Annotated in this window: 12 protein-coding genes; 10 read left to right on the top strand and 2 right to left on the bottom strand. The window is 71.0% G+C overall.

All coding sequences use genetic code 11. The features are described 5' to 3' along the window. Positions 1–231 precede the first annotated feature (231 nt). Positions 232–480, top strand: a complete 249-nt coding sequence (locus ABZS69_RS40930; RefSeq protein ID WP_355381807.1) for a hypothetical protein — start codon at positions 232–234, stop codon at positions 478–480. 55 nt (positions 481–535) lie between these two features. Further along, entirely contained in the window at positions 536–1,975 is a 1,440-nt protein-coding gene (locus tag ABZS69_RS40925) for an ATP-binding protein (protein WP_355381805.1), read from the top strand. On the opposite strand, the gene ABZS69_RS40920 is transcribed toward ABZS69_RS40925, so the two are convergent. Both ABZS69_RS40920 and ABZS69_RS40915 read right to left on the bottom strand, forming a co-directional pair. After that, positions 1,970–3,190: an ROK family transcriptional regulator gene (locus tag ABZS69_RS40920; RefSeq protein ID WP_355381803.1), complete on the bottom strand. Its 1,221-nt coding sequence runs from the start codon at positions 3,188–3,190 to the stop codon at positions 1,970–1,972. The two genes, ABZS69_RS40925 and ABZS69_RS40920, sit on opposite strands and share 6 nt — an antisense overlap. An 8-nt stretch (positions 3,191–3,198) precedes the next feature. Further along, complete coding sequence (locus ABZS69_RS40915) at positions 3,199–5,346, bottom strand: alpha-galactosidase (protein ID WP_355381801.1); 2,148 nt, start codon at positions 5,344–5,346, stop codon at positions 3,199–3,201. Positions 5,347–5,557: 211 nt separating this feature from the next. Between ABZS69_RS40915 and ABZS69_RS40910 the strand changes: the two genes are divergently transcribed. The 8 genes from ABZS69_RS40910 to ABZS69_RS40875 all read left to right on the top strand — a co-directional run bounded on the left by ABZS69_RS40910 (position 5,558) and on the right by ABZS69_RS40875 (position 16,760). Continuing rightward, positions 5,558–6,292, top strand: coding sequence for a ThuA domain-containing protein (locus ABZS69_RS40910; protein ID WP_355381799.1), 735 nt, complete (start codon positions 5,558–5,560; stop codon positions 6,290–6,292). Beyond that, positions 6,289–7,281 carry a Gfo/Idh/MocA family oxidoreductase gene (locus ABZS69_RS40905; protein WP_355381797.1) on the top strand — a complete coding sequence of 331 codons (993 nt, stop codon included), beginning with the start codon at positions 6,289–6,291 and terminating at the stop codon, positions 7,279–7,281. Before ABZS69_RS40910 ends, ABZS69_RS40905 begins: the two co-directional genes overlap by 4 nt. Beyond that, entirely contained in the window at positions 7,275–8,213 is a 939-nt protein-coding gene (locus tag ABZS69_RS40900; protein ID WP_355381795.1) for a sugar ABC transporter permease, read from the top strand. Before ABZS69_RS40905 ends, ABZS69_RS40900 begins: the two co-directional genes overlap by 7 nt. A gap of 64 nt (positions 8,214–8,277) precedes the next feature. Beyond that, positions 8,278–9,099, top strand: a complete 822-nt coding sequence (locus ABZS69_RS40895; RefSeq protein WP_355381793.1) for a carbohydrate ABC transporter permease — start codon at positions 8,278–8,280, stop codon at positions 9,097–9,099. Next, complete coding sequence (locus ABZS69_RS40890; protein WP_355381791.1) at positions 9,096–10,316, top strand: extracellular solute-binding protein; 1,221 nt, start codon at positions 9,096–9,098, stop codon at positions 10,314–10,316. Before ABZS69_RS40895 ends, ABZS69_RS40890 begins: the two co-directional genes overlap by 4 nt. 29 nt (positions 10,317–10,345) lie before the next feature. After that, a complete protein-coding gene (locus ABZS69_RS40885) occupies positions 10,346–13,252 on the top strand; it encodes a CBM35 domain-containing protein (RefSeq protein ID WP_355381789.1) in 2,907 nt (968 codons plus the stop codon). A gap of 284 nt (positions 13,253–13,536) precedes the next feature. Then, positions 13,537–15,480 carry a S9 family peptidase gene (locus ABZS69_RS40880; protein WP_355381787.1) on the top strand — a complete coding sequence of 648 codons (1,944 nt, stop codon included), beginning with the start codon at positions 13,537–13,539 and terminating at the stop codon, positions 15,478–15,480. Continuing rightward, entirely contained in the window at positions 15,444–16,760 is a 1,317-nt protein-coding gene (locus tag ABZS69_RS40875) for a serine hydrolase domain-containing protein (RefSeq protein WP_355381785.1), read from the top strand. Before ABZS69_RS40880 ends, ABZS69_RS40875 begins: the two co-directional genes overlap by 37 nt. Positions 16,761–16,763 lie beyond the last annotated feature (3 nt).

Raw genomic sequence — 16,763 nt, 5'->3', positions numbered from 1 at the left:
TGCGGGGGGTTCGTGGATCGGCCGGGAGCGGGAGCGGCTGGCCAAGGCCATCGATCGCGTGGCGGGGGAGGAATCGTGAACAGAGCCGATCAGGTCCAGGGCTCGAACGGGGCTGCGGCACCTGAAGGATCCGGTGTGCGGACGTCTACGGGGTCAAGAGCCTCGCGGGTGTGACCGCTAGCCAAGGACGCCTCCGCAGCGTTCGTCTCCCCCTCACCGGGGAGCGGGCGGATGCCGGTGTGGCTGCCCATGGCCGTGGGGTTCGTCGCCTCCGGGTCGTTGTTCTCGTGGGGAGCGTGGAAGCTGGCCTGGCTGGTTCCCGGGGCGTACCGGCCGGTCGAGGTTCGCGGGGTGGCCGTGGCCGAGCACTGCGTCGCCATGGGCGCGGGCCTCGCCGTCCTGCTGGCCCTGGTACGGGTTTACGGGCGACGCGGTGATCGACCGCCAGGGCCGAGGCGCGGGTCCATGGTGGCGTCGTAGGGACGGTCACGTTAATCAGGAGCATTCGTCCGCTGCGGTCGCGATGATGGGTGATGTGACGAACATCGAACTCGCGGACGCGCGAGCGCTCGCCGAGAGCCTGCGGCAGGTGTACGCCGCCGTGGCCGAGCGGATCGGCGAGGCCAACGCCACCTCCCCGCTGGTCGCCAAGGTGACCGAGCACCTCGGCTGCCCGATCGGCGACGTGGTCGTCGTGGAGGAGAAGTACCGGCTCTACGAGCACGCCGCGCTGCAGACCGGCGCCGACCTCTACCTGGACGCGCACTCCCGCGGCGCGCAGTGGTTCGGCATCGTGGGCGGCGAGCGGCGCTGGGAGAGCATCGTCAACATGCTGCTGGCGGCCATGCGCGAGGGCAGCCGCATGCTCGGCCGCCCCGACTACGGCACGGCCCCGATCGGCCCCGGCACCACGATCGAGGTCGTGCAGCTCGGCCTGGTCGCCACGGTCGCGCCCGACGGCACCCCGGTGCTCATCGGGCTGAGCAACAGGGACGACTACGACGCCCACAGCCTGCTCACCGTGCTGGCCGCCCGACGTGACGCGGCGACCGCCGTACGCGACGAGGTGAACCGGCTCAAACAGGACAACGATCCGTTCCGCGGCCAGGTGCTCAGCTTCGGGTTCAGCGAGCACAGGGAGAACGAGCTGCTGACCTTCCTGCCCCGCCCCGAGCTGGGCCAGGAGGAGGTGGTCCTGCCGGAAGGGCGGCTGGAGGCCATCGAGGAGCACGTCGTGGGCATCGCCGAGCACGCCGACCGCCTCACCGAGGCCGGCCAGCACCTGCGCCGGGGCCTGCTGCTGTACGGTCCGCCGGGCACGGGCAAGACCCACACCACGCGTTACCTCATCGGGCGGTTGCGCGAGCACACGGCGGTGCTGATGACCGGGCCCGCCATGAGCAAGATCGACTACGCGGTGGCGCTGGCCCGCAAGCTGCAGCCGTCCATCGTGGTCGTCGAGGACGTCGATCTGATCGCCGAGGACCGCAGCCACTACGAGACCAGCCCGCTGCTGTTCTCCCTCCTGGACGCCATGGACGGGATCGGCGGCGACGTGGACGTGACGTTCGTCCTGACCACCAACCGGGTGGAGACCCTGGAGAAGGCCCTGGTCCAGCGGCCCGGCCGGGTGGACCTCGCGGTGGAGGTGCCGCTGCCCGACGCGGCGGCGCGTGAGCGCCTCGTCCGCCTGTACGCCCGCAACCGGCCCGTCGTGGCCGACACCGCCAAGGTGGTCGCGGCCACCGAGGGGGTCACGGCGTCGTTCATCAAGGAGCTGCTGCGCCGGGTCATCCTGGTCGCGTTGCGCTCGGACGAGGTCGCGCTCACCGACGATCATTTCGGCGCGGCGCTGCAGGCGATGGCGGGCGACGGTCAGGCGCTCACCCGCGCGCTCCTCGGCTCCCAGGAGACGACGGCGGTGCCGAAGGACGGGCGGGCGGCCGCCCGGTTGGGGCCGCCCGGCTGCTCATGAGCCCGCTACCGTTTTCGGCGGCTGTCCCGGGAGCTCCGCCGACGCTCCTGGACCCGGTTTGAGCTCCGCGAACAGGCGTTCCTCGGCGACGTCGAGAGCGCTGCGCACGGCTCCGATCGCGGAGGAGTGGTCGCCCATGATCGAGCAGACGACCTTCGGCGGGAAGTCCGTCTCGCGTTCGATGCGGGTGCGCACCGGCTCGCGGATGGCCTCGCCGGCGGCCGAGATGCCGCCCCCGATGATCACCAGCTCGGGGTCGATCGTCACCATGACCGGCGCCAGACCCTGCACGAGCAGGTCCGCGAAGGCGTCGATGCCCGCCTGGGCGGCCGCGTCGCCCGCCTTGGCCGCGTCGAAGATGGCCTGGATCGCGTCGCCCCGCTTGGTCAGGGCCCCGGGCGCCAGCTCCAGCAGCCGTTCGTACGCGTGCGCCCACGGCAGGCCCCGCCAGAGCCCGATCTCGGCCGCGGCGCCGTGCCGGCCGGCATGCGGCCGGCCCGCGACCAGCAGCCCCGTGCCCATGCGGCGGCCGACATGGACGTACACCACGTCGGAGGCGTCGCGGGCCACCCCCTTCCAGTGCTCGGCCAGCGCGGCCATCCGCATGTCGTTGAAGACCTGGGTCGGGATGCCGAACCGGTCCTGGACGTGCTCGCCCAGGTCGACGCCGACCCACTCGGGGATGGCCGGGGCGTGGGCGACCTTGCCGTCGGGGCCGACGACGCCGGGTGTGGCGATCGCGGCGCAGGAGATGCCCGAGGCCGGCAGCCCGGCCGCGTTCAGGGCCTCGTTGATCGCCTGGTTCATGACCGCCAGGCGCCTGGCCCTGGGAGAGGCCGGCCGGAGGGTCGCGCGGCGTTCGGCGACGATCTCCCCGGACAGGTCGCTGACGAGCACCAGCACCTTGTGGCCGCCGATGTCGACGCCGAGCACGTGTCCGGCGCGCGGGCGGAACTCGAAGCGCTGCGCCGGCCGCCCCGGCCCGTCCTGCCGGTCGGCGCTCTGGCCGGAGGGCTGGATCCAGCCCGCGGCGAGCAGGTCGGAGATCGCCTGACTCGTGGTCGGGCGGGAGATCCCGGCCACCGCCGCGATCGAGGTGATCGTGTGGCTGCCGCCGTCGTACAGCACGCGCAGCACGGACCGCAGGTTGAGCGTGCGGACCATGGAGATGTCGCCGCTGAGCCGCGTCGTCGAGCGAACCGTGTACGAGGTCATCAGGCTCCCTATTCTGCCGACAGCGTGGACACGGGGGGCCGGTTTGACGACGGCCCGCCTGAGACCTCGATGAGCATCGCGGTTTCGGGGCGGAGCGTGGGCAGCCGCACGCCGACGGTCGCGAGCGTCGCGCCGCTGAACCGGGCCGGCGAGTCCAGCCAGCCGGGGCGCGGGCCGAGGTCGTCCCGGTTCGGGCCGACGAGCCGGATCTCGTAGTGGCGTGCCGGGTCGAGCCCGGGGAAGGTCATCCGCCCTGCGGGCTCCTCGTCGGAGCGGCGCATCGCGGCCACCGAATAGAGCGCCAGCTCAGGCGTCACCACCCCGGTCAGCCAGCGGCCGGTGCCCGGGTGATCGTCGCGGACCAGAGTGCCGGAGTGCAGCAGGGCCCGGTAGCGTTTGTAGATCGCGATCCACTCGGCGAGCTCGGTGGTCTCGGCGTCGTCGAGCCCGGTCAGGTCGAGTTCGAGGCCGAAGTGCGCGAACAGTGAGGTGATCGCCCGGAAGGCGAGGTCGTGCCGTCGGCCGGTGGTGTGCGAGACGCCGGAGGCGACGTGGCCGCCGATGAGTTCGAGCGGGATGAGCTGGCTGGTCCAGCGCTGGATGGTCTGCCGTTCGAGCGGGTCGATGCAGTCGGAGGCCCACACCCGGTCGGTGTGCTCCAGGATCCCGAGGTCGACGCGGGCGCCCCCGGAGGAGCACGACTCGATCTCGAGCCCGGGGAAGGCGGCGCGCAGCTCGTCCATCAGCCGGTAGGCGGCCAGCGTCTGCCGGTGGACGCCGGGCGCCTCGATCAGGTCGCGGTTGTGGTCCCATTTGAGGTAGCCGACGCCGTACTCGGCGATGACGGCGGACATCCGGGCGAGCACGTGGTCGAACGCCGCCGGGTCGGCGAGGTCGAGCACCTGTTGCCAGCGCGAGGCCGGTGGCAGCTGGGGGCGTGCCCGCAGGATCCATTCCGGGTGGGCGACGGCGAGCTTCGAGCGCGGGCTGACCATTTCCGGCTCGAACCACAGGCCGAACGTCATGCCGAGCTCCTTGACCCGGTCGACCAGCGGATGGAGCCCGCCGGGCCAGCTCTGCTCGTCCACGAACCAGTCGCCGAGCCCCCTGTCCGGCCCGTTCCTGCGGTGGAACCAGCCGTCGTCCAGCACGAACCGCTCCACCCCGATCTCGGCCCCCCGCTCGGCCAGCGTGAGCAGCTTGCCGAGGTCGTGATCGAAGTACACGGCCTCCCACACGTTGAGATTGACCGGCCGGGGAGCGCCGGGGTGGTGCGGCCGCTCCCGGAGGTGGCGGTGGAAGCGGGAGGCCAGCTCGTCGAGCCCGTCCGCGTACCCGTAGTAGAGCTCGGGTGAGCGGTAGCTCTCTCCCGGCCGCAACGTGATCTCCCCGGGTTGCAGCGACTCGCCGCCGCCCAGCGTCCTGAAGCCCTCGCCCGTGTGCTCGGCCCAGGTGCGGTGGTTGCCGCTCCAGGCCGTGTGCACCGCCCACACCTCCCCTGACCGGAACCCGAACCCCGGAACGCCCGCCACCACCACGGTCGCCGCGTCGGCCCCGGTCCGGCCCCGCCGCCCTTCGCGAAGATGCACCCCGATGTTGAACGGCCCCCGTTGCGGCTGCCGCTCCCGCGACCAGCGCCCGGCCAGATCCAGCAGCTCCGCCGCCCGGTCGGGCACCGGCAGCACGGGCGACACCGCGTCCACCCGGTAGTCGTCGTCCCCGTCATTGCGTACGGAGGTGCGCAACCGGACCAGCCCGCTGCCGGTCAGCTCGATGGCCAGGCGCAGCCCGAGCGCGGTGCTCGGATCCGCCGCGTCGACGGTGAGCCGCCGCCCCTCCTGGACGGCCGCGCTCACGGTGAAGCGGGGCGCCCACGCCGCGCCCGAACGGGAGCCGGACAGCCCCGGGACGCCGAACCACCCGGTGTGGTTCTCCGGCAGCAGCGAGTGCGAGACCGGGCCGTCGATGAGGTTGATGACGTGCGGCGGGACGGCGGCGTCGGCCATCGCGTCGAGCTCGGCCCGATCGCACGGGCCCGGGTCGGCGCCCCAGTGGACGACGGTGGGAAGCCCGTCGGACCGGAGGTCGAGGATCAGAGCGACGCCGGCGGATCGGAGCTGGACCACGCGCCGCGCGACGTCGGAGGACTTCGTCATCCTGACCTCTCTTCGTTATGACATCCGATGTCTCACGTAAAGATCATCTCCCAGTGAGAGGTGGCCCAACCGGCACAGATCTCAGATTGTGAGACGTTTTCCCTTGCTGGAATCCAGGCGTTGTCCCTAGAGTCACTCCATCCTATTATGCAGAAGTCTTGCGTAATAGAGGCGACTTCTTAGGGATACATCGGATGGATGCGAGTAGCGGATGAAAGTGACCGTGTGGAACGAGTTCTATGAGGAGCGGAAGTTCCCCAGCGTCTCGTCGGTGTATCCCGACGGGCTGCACGTCGTGCTCGGCCAGGCGCTGGCCGAGCACCTCGGCCCCGAGCTGGACTTACGCGTCGCGCTGCAGGAGGAGCCCGAGCACGGTCTCGGCCCGGAGGTGCTGGACGGCACCGACGTGCTGCTCTGGTGGAGTCATCTCAAGGACGACGAGGTCTCCGACGAGGTGGTCGAACGGGTCAGGCGGCGCGTCCTGGACGGCATGGGCCTGCTCATCCTGCATTCCGCCATCGGATCGAAGATCGCCAAGGCCCTGCTCGGCACGTCCTGCGAGATGACCGGCTGGCGGCACGGCGACAGCGAACTGCTCTGGACGATCCTGCCCGGCCACGAGATCGTCCGCGGCGTCCCCAACCCCGTCGTCATCCCCAGCGGAGAGATGTACGGCGAGCCGCTGGACATCCCCGCGCCGGACGAGCTCGTCTTCATCAGCTCCTACGAGGGCGGCGAAGTGCTGCGCAGCGGCTGCGCCTGGCATCGGGGCAGAGGCCGGATCTTCTTCTTCGCCCCCGGACACGAGGAGGCCCCCATCTACTTCCAGCCCGAGATCCGCCGCATCCTGGCCAACGCCGTACGGTGGGCCGCCCCGCCCCCGCAGCCCCAGCCGAAACCCGCCAGATCGGGGGAGTTTCCGAAGAACTGGTGGGCCGAGGCATGACCGACCTGATCCAGATCGGCCTCGGCCCCTGGGGGACCGACTGGGCCGCGAAGATCATCCCGCAGCTCGCCGACGCCAGAGTGACCGGCTGGGTGGACGCCTCGCCTGAGGCGCGGGCGGCGTTCGCCGCCGCGACCGGCGCCGACCCGGACACCATGTTCGCCACCGTACGGGAGGCGCTGGAGGCGACCGGGGCCGTGGCCGCGATCGCCCCGGTCGCCATCGGCGCGCACGCCGCCGTCGCCAGGCAGGTGCTGGAGGCCGGCGCGCACCTGCTGCTGGAGAAACCGTTCGCGCTGGACGCGGCCACCGCCCGGGAGCTCGCCGGCCTCGCCGAGGAGCGCGGCCTGGTCTTCGGCATCGACCAGAACTACCGGATCTTCCCCGGCGCCCCCGTCGTCCGGGACCTGCTGGAACGGCAGGCGGTCGGGACGGTTCGCCGCGTCTCGCTCGAATGGCATCGCGACCACCGGGGTGTCAGGGACTCCAACTCGCTGGTCGAGCTGGCCATCCACCACTTCGACCTGATGCGGTACCTGTTCGGGCGGGAAGGGGCGGCGATCACGTGCGTGCCGGTCTCGCCGGTGCGTTCCGCGCAGGACCGTACGCCGGGGGCGAGCCTCATCGTCGAGCTGGACGGCGGGATCACGGTCGACTACGTGCTGTCGAGCCAGGGGATCGACGCGCAGACGCCGTGGCCCGGCGTGTGGCGGATCTCCGGTGACGAGGGGCTCATCAGGTGGGGCGCCGCACCGGACGACCACCGGGCCGTGTCGATCACCGACGCGGCCGGGAACGTGAGCGCGGTCGAGGTGCCCGAGCTGCCGCTGTTCGAGCGCGCCGGGGTGCTGCGGGCATTCATCGACGCGGTCGAGGGCTCGGGCGCGCCGACCTCGCCCGCCGCCGACAACGCGCACAGCGTCGCGATGCTGGAGGCCGCGCTCACCTCGGCCCGCACAGGGGAACGGACGAGGGTCGAACGATGGTGACGGCCGAGGCCGGCACGGCCGGGCGGATCGCGACGCGCGAACGGCGGCGGAGCGGCGGCAGCACGATCTTCGGTCGTCGGACGATGCTGTTCCTGCTGCCGGGGGCCGCCTACCTCGCCGTGCTGTCGGTCTACCCGCTCATCGACCTGTTGCGCACGGCGTTCTCCGACGTGACCGCCGAGAACCTGCTGGGCGAGCGGCCGTTCAACGGGCTCGACAACATGTGGCGGGTGGTCGAGGACCCGTCGTTCGGCCGCGTGGTGCTGCAAACGCTGGCCATCGTCGCGATCGTGCTCGTGGTCGGGCTGGCCGGCGGGTTCGCCGCCGCGCTGATGCTGCGCCCGCGGACCCGGCTGAGCGGCGTGACGCTCGGCGTGATGGTGTTCGTCTGGACGCTGCCGGCCGTGGTCGCCGGGAATCTATGGAAATTTCTGCTTGAGTCGGGCGGGCCGGTCAACTCCGTGCTGCTCTGGCTGCACGTGATCCCGCAGCCGGTCCCCTGGCTGGCCGACGGCACCCTGGCGATCGTCGTGCTCGGGCTGGTCAACGCCTGGATGGTGGTGCCGTTCTGCGCACTCGTGCTGCGCGCGGCGCTGCTCGACGTCTCCAAGGAACTGCTGGAGGCCGCCGCGCTCGACGGCGCGTCCGGCTGGAAGGCGACCAGGTACGTCGTGCTGCCGCTGCTGCGCCCGGTCATCTCCATCCTCGGCGTGCTCGTCGTGATCAACGCGTTCCGCTCGTTCGACCTCATCTTCGTGATGACCAGCGGCGGGCCCGGCACCGCCACGACCACGCTGCCGTACCTGGGCTACCAGCAGGCGTTCAAGTTCTACGAGTTCGGCCGGGGCTCGTTCACCGCGACGTTGTCGCTGGTCATCGTGCTCTTCCTGAGCGCCGTCTACCTGCGGATGAACCGGGGGGAGGAGGCATGACCGAGCTTGTCGAGGTCATCAATGGGCACAGCACCTTGGTCATGAGACCGACGGAGGAGGGCTCATGACCGATGGCAGACGCAACACGGTCGTCACCGTCCTCGGCTGCGTCGTCCTCCTGGCGATCTATGCCCTGCCGCTGTACTGGCTGGTGGCCACCTCGTTCAAGAGCATGAAGGACGTGTTCGCCGGGTCGGCGGCCGTGCTCTTCACACCCACCGCGCAGGCGTACGTCGACGTCTGGAACGGCGGCTTCGCCACCTCGGCGGTCAACTCGCTGATCATCGCCGTGGCCACCACGGTCATCGTGCTCGTCATCGCCGTGCCCACCTCCTACGGCCTGGCCCGGCTCAACGGCGCCGTGGTGACCGGCGGCCTGGCCGTGCTGATCATCCTGCAGATGGTGCCGACGACCTCGACCCTCATCCCGCTGAACCGGCTGCTGGCCCAGTGGGGGCTCACCGGCAACCTGTACGGCGTGGCGATCGCGATCGCCGCGGCCAACCTGCCGTTCAGCATGCTGCTGCTGCGGCCGTTCTTCACCGGGGTGCCGATCGCCATCGAGGAGGCCGCGGCCAGCGACGGCGCGAGCAGGTGGCAGAGGTTCGTGAAGATCGTGCTGCCCATCACCCGCAACGGGATCGCCACCGTGGCGACCCTCACCTTCATCGGCGCGTGGGGCGAGTTCCTGTACGCGATCACCTTTCTCAGCGACCCGGGCCAGTACCCGGTCAGCGCGCTGCTCGCGCAGCAAATGTCCTCCTACGGGGTCAACTGGCCGGGCCTCATGGCGGTCTCCGTCCTGGTCTCGGTCCCGACCGTACTGATCTACCTGTTCGGGCAGCGCCTGCTGGTCGGCGGCATCACGATGGGAAGCGTCCGTTGATTTCTGCGAAACTCCGCGGCGTCGCCGTCGCGGCGGCTCTCTGCGCCCTCACCGCCTGCGGAACGTCCGGGTCCGGCGGCGGCAACTCCGGCCAGGTCACCTTCTGGCACTACTACGCCCAGGGCATCCCCGCCACCGCGAAGTTCACCAAGGACCTGGGCGACATCTACGCCAAGGCCAAGCTGTCCAAGCCGCTGAACAGCGTGTACGTGCCCGCCGAGCAGCTCACCCAGAAGGTCGTCGCCTCGGCTGCCACCAAACAGGGCCCCGACGTCTTCGTCCAGGGCGGCGCCGACCTGCTCCAGCTCATCAAGGCCGGCGCCATCGCCGACTTCACCGCGCAGTACGAGAAGTTCAAGGACAAGGCCCAGATCCCCGACGCGAACGTCATCAAGCACGACGGCAAGGTGTACGGGGTGCAGGGCTTCAGCAACACGACCGCCCTCTGGTACAACAAGACGATCCTCGACGAGCTGGGCATCACGCCGCCCACCACGATGGACGAGCTGAACGCCGCCCTGGAGAAGATCGGCAAGAAGTACGTCGGCATCGGCCTGGCCGGCCAGGGCGAGCAGGACGTCAACTCCTTCTCCTTCACCAGCGCGTACGGCTTCGACTACACCAAGCCCGACGCCGCCGCCCTGGAGAACGCCTTCAAGCTGGTCGGCGGCTGGGCCGAGAAGGGCTACGTGCCCAGGGACGCCGCCACCTGGACCCCCGATGTCGCCTTCCAGAAGTTCGCGGCCGGCGGCATGGCCTTCGTGGTCGGCGGCAACTGGCAGTACGGCAACGCCAAGAAGACCGCGTCGTTCACGTACGGCGTGGTTCCCGTGCCCGACGCCACCGCCCCGGCCAAGGTCTACCAGTTCGGCGACAACGTCCACATCAGCGCGTTCACCAAGGACAAGGACGCCGCCTTCAACGCCGTCGCCGCCATGTTCCTCAGCCAGGACGGCGAGCTCGCCGCCCTGGAGGCCGGCAGCATGCCGGTGCGCAAGGACCTGGCCGGCACCAAGGGCATGCAGGACCCGATCTACAGCCAGTTCAACAAGGCCCTGGAGAACGGCGTGCCGTACCTGCTGCCGGGGTTCGGCACCGAGCTGACGCAGATGCGCAAGCCGGTGGCCGAGGCGTGGAGCGCCGTGCTCGCGGGACAGTCCTCCCCGCGCGACGCCGCCGCCACCGCGGTCGCGGCCATCCAGCGCGCCGCCAAGTAGTCCCAGCCACTTTCGAGGGAGCAATCCGCATGCGCCTGCGTGCCACCCCCGTCCTCGCCCCTGTCCTCGTACTCGTCCTCGCGATGGTGGCCGGCCTGCTCACGGCCCCGCCGGCCCGGGCCGAGGTCGATCACCCACGCCAGCAGTGGTTACGCGACTCCACGGCGGGCCTGTTCCTGCACTGGGGCATGTTCACCGCCCCCCGGCACCTGGACTGCGCGGCCTGGGAGCGCGACGTCACCGAAGGCGGCTGGACCCCTGACTACTGGGTCGACCAGGCCCGCGACCTCGGCGCCTCGTACATCGTCCTGGCCACCTTCCACAGCGCGCTGGGCTACGCCCGCCCCTGGCCCTCCGCGATCCCGGGGAGCTGCGCCACCCGCCGCGACCTCCTCGGCGAGCTGGTGGCCGCCGGGAAGGCGAAGGGCGTACGGATCATGCTCTACATGACCGACGATCCCCAGTGGCACGACCAGCAGGGAGTCGAGACGCTCGACTCGGCCGCGTACTCGGCGTACAAGGGGCGGCAGGTCGACCTGACCACCCGTGCCGGGTTCGGCAGGTTCAGCTACGACCTGTTCCTCGAGGTCATGGAGAAGTACCAGGACCTCGCGGGCTTCTGGATCGACAACGAGAACGAGTACTGGCAGCAGAACGGCCTCTACGAGGAGGTCAGGAAGCGCCGTCCGTCCTGGTTGCTGAGCAACAACAACACCGACACCCCGATCATGGACACGGTCAGCAACGAGCAGAAGACCGGCATGACCCCGGCCTACGACTACCCGCAGGCCGCGTGGACCCCGATGCCGCGCCTGGTCGAGGCCGACTACAAGCTGCCCACCACCGGCGACTGGTGGTATAACGGCGGCGACCACCCGGTCGACGCGCGCCTGTCCACCGGCCGCTACATCACCAACGCGGGCTCGTCGATGAAGTCGCTCATGGCCGAGACCCCGATGGTGAACGGCCGCTTCCCGCCCCAGCAGGAGGCCTTCAACGCCTTCATGTCCACGTGGGTCCCGCCGATCCAGGAGTCCCTGCGGGGCACCGAGGGCGGCGGGTACATGTACGGCGGCATGCAACCGGGCTTCTGGAACGACGGCGCCCACGGCGTGATCACCGTCAGCCGTGACGGCGCTCGGACCCAGTATGTCCACGTGGTGACCAGGCCCAGCACCGATCTGGTGCGGCTGCGTGACAACGGTTACCGGGTGACGGGGGTGAGCGACCTGCGTACGGGCGGGCGGATGCGCTTCAGCCAGTCCGGCGGTTACCTGACGATTCTCGGCGTCACACGATGGGACGACTACGACACGGTGTTCAAGGTCGAGACGGCCGGCCGCCAGGGTTTCTACGACGGGCTCAAGGCCACCGCGACTTCGGAAAAGGCGGAGCATCCCGCCGCCGCGCTCGTGGACGGCAGCTTCGAGAACTACTGGGACTCCGACGACCGCCTGCCGGTGTCGCTGACACTGGATCTCGGCAGGCCGAAGAAGGTCGCGTACCTGGCGGTCAACCAGCGCGAATGGTCGCCCACCTACGCCAGGGCGACCTTCGGCCGGCCAGAGGACTCGGCCCGGATCAAGGACTACCGCGTCTACGTCAGCGACGACGGCCGCCGCTGGGGCACGCCCGTACGGGCCGGCGCGATGCGCAGCGCGCGCGGCACGCAGATCCTCGATCTGGGCGAGCAGCACGCCCGTTACGTGAAGCTGGAGGTGCTCGACACCTGGGCGGGGGCCCAGGCGCCGCGCTTCCACCGCAAGCTCCAGATCGACGAGATCCAGGTCGCCGGCTCCTACCCGGTCTCGCGCGACGGCCTGCCGCTCGAGGCCGAGCGGCAGCAGCGGACGGGCACGGCCCGCGTCGAACGCTGTCCCGCCTGCTCGGGCGCTGCCCAGGTGACCGGCCTGCGGAACGGCACGCTCACCTACCGCGACGTCACGGCCCCGGCGCAGGGCGAGTACCGCCTGCGGATCGACCACGCCTCCGCCACGCCCGCGACCCTGTCGCTCACCGTCAACGGCGCGCCCCCGATCCAGGTACGCGTGCCCGGCGACAACCAGGCGGTCCCCGCCTCCACCGCCCTGCCCGTCACCCTGAACGCGGGCGCCAACACGATCACACTGTCCGGCACCCTGTCCGGGGACGCCGGCGTGGACCGCCTCGCCGTCGCTCCGATGCCGCCCACCTCGTACGTCCCCAGGACCACCATGACCGTCGACCCGTCGGGCCTGCAATGGGTCGGGGCCGGGCAGCAGACGCTGCGGGTCTCGGCGACTTTGCGCCTGGACAGCGACGACGTGCTCGACCAGCTCGCCCTGGCCCCTGTTGTCCCGGAGGGCTGGACGGTCCAGGGCGAGACGGTCACGGCGGACACCGTACGGCTCGGGCAGACGCTGACCGGCTCGTGGACGCTCGACTCGCCGCCGGGAAAGGACGTGACCGCCACCGACCTCCCGATCACGGCCTCCTTCCGGTCCCTCGGGCGCCGGCACACGGTCACGAGCCCGTTGGGGGTCCGCCCGCGACGGGCCGACCGGGTGTTCACGCGGGAGGCCGAGGACTCGCGTAACAAGATCGGCGACGCGGGGATCACCAACTGCACGGCCTGCTCGGGCGGCCAGAAGGTACGCAACATCGGCGGCGGCCCGGACCAGGGCAGCACGCCGGACGCGTACGTGCTGTTCGAGGACGTCACGGTTCCGGAGACGCGGACGTACACGCTGTACATCGACTTCACCGTCAACGGCAACCGGTCGTACTCCGTGACCGTCAACGGCGGGACGCCGATCGAGGTGAAGGTGAGCGGCGTGGGCAACAACACCCCCTACACCGTCAGCGTCCCTGTCCCGCTGAAGGCCGGCGCCAACACCATCAAGTTCCACAACGACACCACCCCGGCCCCCGACCTCGACCGCATCTCCCTCGGCTGAGGGAGGTACGCCTCGATCCTCGTCGTCTGCTGTTCGTACTGGCCGGCGACCAGCGGCAGGCGGTCGAGGACGGGGCGGCGCGCCGCCCTCGCCGCAGGGCTGACGGCAAACGGGCTGGTGGAGCAGCGGATACGACGCCCCGCGCCGGCTCGACAGGCAGCTGGGCGGCAGGCCGAACAGAGCGGCCGGGAGGGGCCGGGTGTTGGACTGCCGCACAAGCCAGGCGGCGTCGGTTCGTCGGGTGCGCCGAAGATGCCCGGACGGCGGAGGCTTACGGTTCGTTCATGCCGCATCTCGCGCTCGACGATCTCTACCGCCTCGCCGTCCCTTCCGATCCCCAGGTGCGTCCCGACGGGGGAGCCGTCGCGTACACGCTGACGACCGCCGTCCGGGACTCCGACGAGAATCGCACCGAGATCTGGCTGGCCGCTCCCGGCGCCGAGCCCCGCCGGCTCGCCGCCGGCAGCGCCGCGCGGTGGTCGCCGGACGGCCGGACACTGGCGTTCCTGCGGGCGGTGGACGGCGCGCCGCAGATCCACCTGCTGCCGATGGACGGCGGCGAGCCCGCCCGGGTGACCTCCGCGAAGCTCGGCGCCGGCACGCCCGTCTGGTCTCCGGACGGCTCCGGGATCGCGTTCGCCGCACCCGTCGGAACGGGCGAGGACGGCGGGCTGCCCGACCTGAACGCCCCCGTGGTGACCCGCCGCCTCGACCACAAGGCCGACGGCGCCGGGCTGCTGCGCGGCCTGACCAGGCACCTGTTCGTCACGGACGTCGCCACCGGCGAGACGGTCCAGGTCACGCGGGGAGACTTCCACGCGAGCGAGCCGTCGTGGTCGCCCGACGGCTTGCGCCTCGCGTTCGCCGCCGCCATGGATACGGACCGCGACCTGGAGGCGGGCGGAGCCGGGTACGCCGTCGACGCGGCCAAGGGTGGCGTGCCGGAGCGGCTGACGGATCCCGACCTGATGTGCGTCGGCGTCTGGTGGCTCGGCGACCGGCTGTTCGCCGCGGGGCTGAAGGGCGTGGTCGGGCACGTACGGCTGTTCGCGCTCGGTCTCGGCGGGTGGACCGAGCTGGCGACGGGCCTCGACCGGAACGTCATGACCGGCGCTCCCGGCTACCCCGGCGGCACTCCGGCGCTGCTCGGCGAGGACCTGCTGTTCTGCGCGCGCGACGGCGGCTCGACGCACCTCTACCGCCTCGCCGACCGAGCCCCCGCCGACCGAGCTTTCGCCGAGCGGCTGGTGCCTGGCGAGGTCAGCATTTCGGGGATCAGCACCGCGGCGGGGGTGGTCGCGTACGTGGCGGCGACGCCGTACAGTGCGGGCGACGTCTACCTGATGACCTCACACCCGAAAAAAGTAACGTCAGGCGAAATGTCGGATATATCTGGCGCGTCAGCGCCGGATATATCCCGACTCACCACCTACGACCTCGACGACGTCGAGCTGTTCACCGCCCGCCGCCGCACCTTCACCGCCCCCGACGGCACCCAGGTCGAGGGTTTCGTCCTGCGCGACGAGACCGCTCCGACGCCCGGCCCGCTGCTGCTCGACGTGCACGGCGGCCCGCACAACGCCTGGTCGCCCGTCTTCGACGGCGTCCACCTCTACCACCAGATCCTCGCCGCCCGCGGCTGGACCGTCCTCACCGTCAACCCGCGCGCCAGCGACGGCTACGGCGAGGACTTCTACACCGCCTCGATCGGCGCCTGGGGCCTGGCCGATGCCCAGGACCTGCTCGCCCCCGTCGACGCCCTGATCGCCGACGGCGTCGCCGACCCCGACCGGCTGGCCGTCGCCGGCTACAGCTATGGCGGTTACATGAGCTGCTGGCTCTCGGCGACGGACGGCAGGTTCAAGGCCGCGATCCCCGGCGGCTGCGTGAGCGACCTGACGAGCCTGAGCGGCACCTCCGACCTCGGCCAGCTGATGAAGGTGCACGAGTACGCCGGTGACCTGGCCGTGCAGTCCCCCATCACCCACGTCGCGGACGTCACCGCCCCGACGCTCATCCTGCACGGCCAGGACGACGACCGCTGTCCCGTCGGCCAGGCCGAGCAGTGGTTCACCGCCCTGCGCGAACGCCGCGTGCCCGTCGAGCTGGTGCGCTATCCGGGCGCGAGCCATCTGTTCATCCTGAGCGGGCGCCCCTCGCACAGGTACGACTACAACGAAAGGATCATCGCGTGGCTGGAGCAATGGGTCAGCGCCTCGCCGAGCTGATCGCCGAGTACGAGGTTCCCGGCTCGGCGCTGGCGTACTGGCACCAGGGCGAGCTGCACGAGTTCGCGGCCGGCACGCTGAACGTCGACACCGGCGTCGAGGCGACCACGGACGCGCTCTACCAGATCGGCTCGGTCACCAAGGTGTGGACCGCGACGCTGATCATGCAGCAGGTCGAGCAGGGCCGGCTCACGCTGGACACGCCGGTCATCGAGGTGCTGCCCGAGTTCAGGGTGGCCGACCCCGAGGTCACCAAGAACGTCACGATCAGGCATCTGCTCTCCCACACCAGCGGCATCGACGGCGACCAGTTCGTCGACACGGGCCGCGGCGACGACTGCGTGGAGAAGTACGTGGCCGGCTGCGCGACCCTGCCGCAGAACCACCCGCTCGGCGTCACCCAGTCCTACTGCAACTCCGGGTTCGTCATCGCGGGCCGGGTGCTGGAGCGGCTGACCGGCAAGCGCTGGGACGACGTCCTGCGCGAGGGCATCTGCGAGCCGCTCGGCCTCACCCACACCTGGACGCTGCCGGAGGACGTGCTGCGCTTCCGCGCCGCGATGGGCCACGAGGAGGGCAGGACCACCCCGGTGTGGGGCCTCATGCGGTCGATGGGCCCGGCCGGGCTGATCTGCGCCCGCCCGGCCGACGTGGTCGCCTTCGGCCGCGCCCACCTGGAGGGCGGCCTGCTGGAGAACCCGAGCGCCATGTGGGAGCCGCAGGTCGACATCCCCAACCCGTACACGCTGGGCAGGCAGTGGGGCATCGGCTGGATCCTCGACGAGTGGAGCGGGCACCAGGTCATCTCCCACGCCGGCAACACCATCGGCCAGCACGCCGTGCTGTGGGCCGTGCCCGGCACCGGGACCGTCGTCTGCGTGACCGCCAACGGCGGCCGCAGCGGCGAGTTCACCCGGGCCGTCGCCACCGAGCTGTTCGCCGAGCTCGACGGCCTGACCGTGCCGGACCCCACGCCGTCCCTGCCGGAGCCGCCGGCCGAGGTGGACGTCGCGCCGTACGCGGGCGTCTACGAGCGGGTCGGCGTCCGGATCACGGTCAGCGTGCTCGACGACGGCAGCGCCCGGCTGCGCATTGAGGCCACCGGCGAGCTGGCCGCCCTGCAGGAGCCCGAGGAGTCCGACTTCGTCCCGGTCGATGAGAACCTGTTCCTCTTCCAGGCGCCGGGCACCCGCCAGTGGATGGCGGCCGTGTTCTTCGAGCTGGCCGACGGCACCCGATACATGCACATGGGCGCCCGCGCCACGCCGAAGGTCAGCTGAGGA

The organism is Nonomuraea sp. NPDC005650 (genome assembly GCF_040605375.1).
Lineage (GTDB): Bacteria > Actinomycetota > Actinomycetes > Streptosporangiales > Streptosporangiaceae > Nonomuraea.
Note: the sequence above shows the minus strand (reverse complement) of the source record. Positions and strands in the feature narration are given on the sequence as shown.

What these genes read in the sequence shown, in the direction of transcription:
- ABZS69_RS40920 (WP_355381803.1), bottom strand. Translation starts at nt 3,190, where the DNA reads ATGACCTCGTACACGGTTCGCTCGACGACGCGGCTCAGCGGCGACATC.
- ABZS69_RS40930 (WP_355381807.1), top strand. Translation starts at nt 232, where the DNA reads ATGCCGGTGTGGCTGCCCATGGCCGTGGGGTTCGTCGCCTCCGGGTCG.
- ABZS69_RS40895 (WP_355381793.1), top strand. Translation starts at nt 8,278, where the DNA reads ATGACCGATGGCAGACGCAACACGGTCGTCACCGTCCTCGGCTGCGTC.
- ABZS69_RS40915 (WP_355381801.1), bottom strand. Translation starts at nt 5,346, where the DNA reads ATGACGAAGTCCTCCGACGTCGCGCGGCGCGTGGTCCAGCTCCGATCC.
- ABZS69_RS40910 (WP_355381799.1), top strand. Translation starts at nt 5,558, where the DNA reads ATGAAAGTGACCGTGTGGAACGAGTTCTATGAGGAGCGGAAGTTCCCC.
- ABZS69_RS40885 (WP_355381789.1), top strand. Translation starts at nt 10,346, where the DNA reads ATGCGCCTGCGTGCCACCCCCGTCCTCGCCCCTGTCCTCGTACTCGTC.
- ABZS69_RS40905 (WP_355381797.1), top strand. Translation starts at nt 6,289, where the DNA reads ATGACCGACCTGATCCAGATCGGCCTCGGCCCCTGGGGGACCGACTGG.
- ABZS69_RS40900 (WP_355381795.1), top strand. Translation starts at nt 7,275, where the DNA reads ATGGTGACGGCCGAGGCCGGCACGGCCGGGCGGATCGCGACGCGCGAA.
- ABZS69_RS40880 (WP_355381787.1), top strand. Translation starts at nt 13,537, where the DNA reads ATGCCGCATCTCGCGCTCGACGATCTCTACCGCCTCGCCGTCCCTTCC.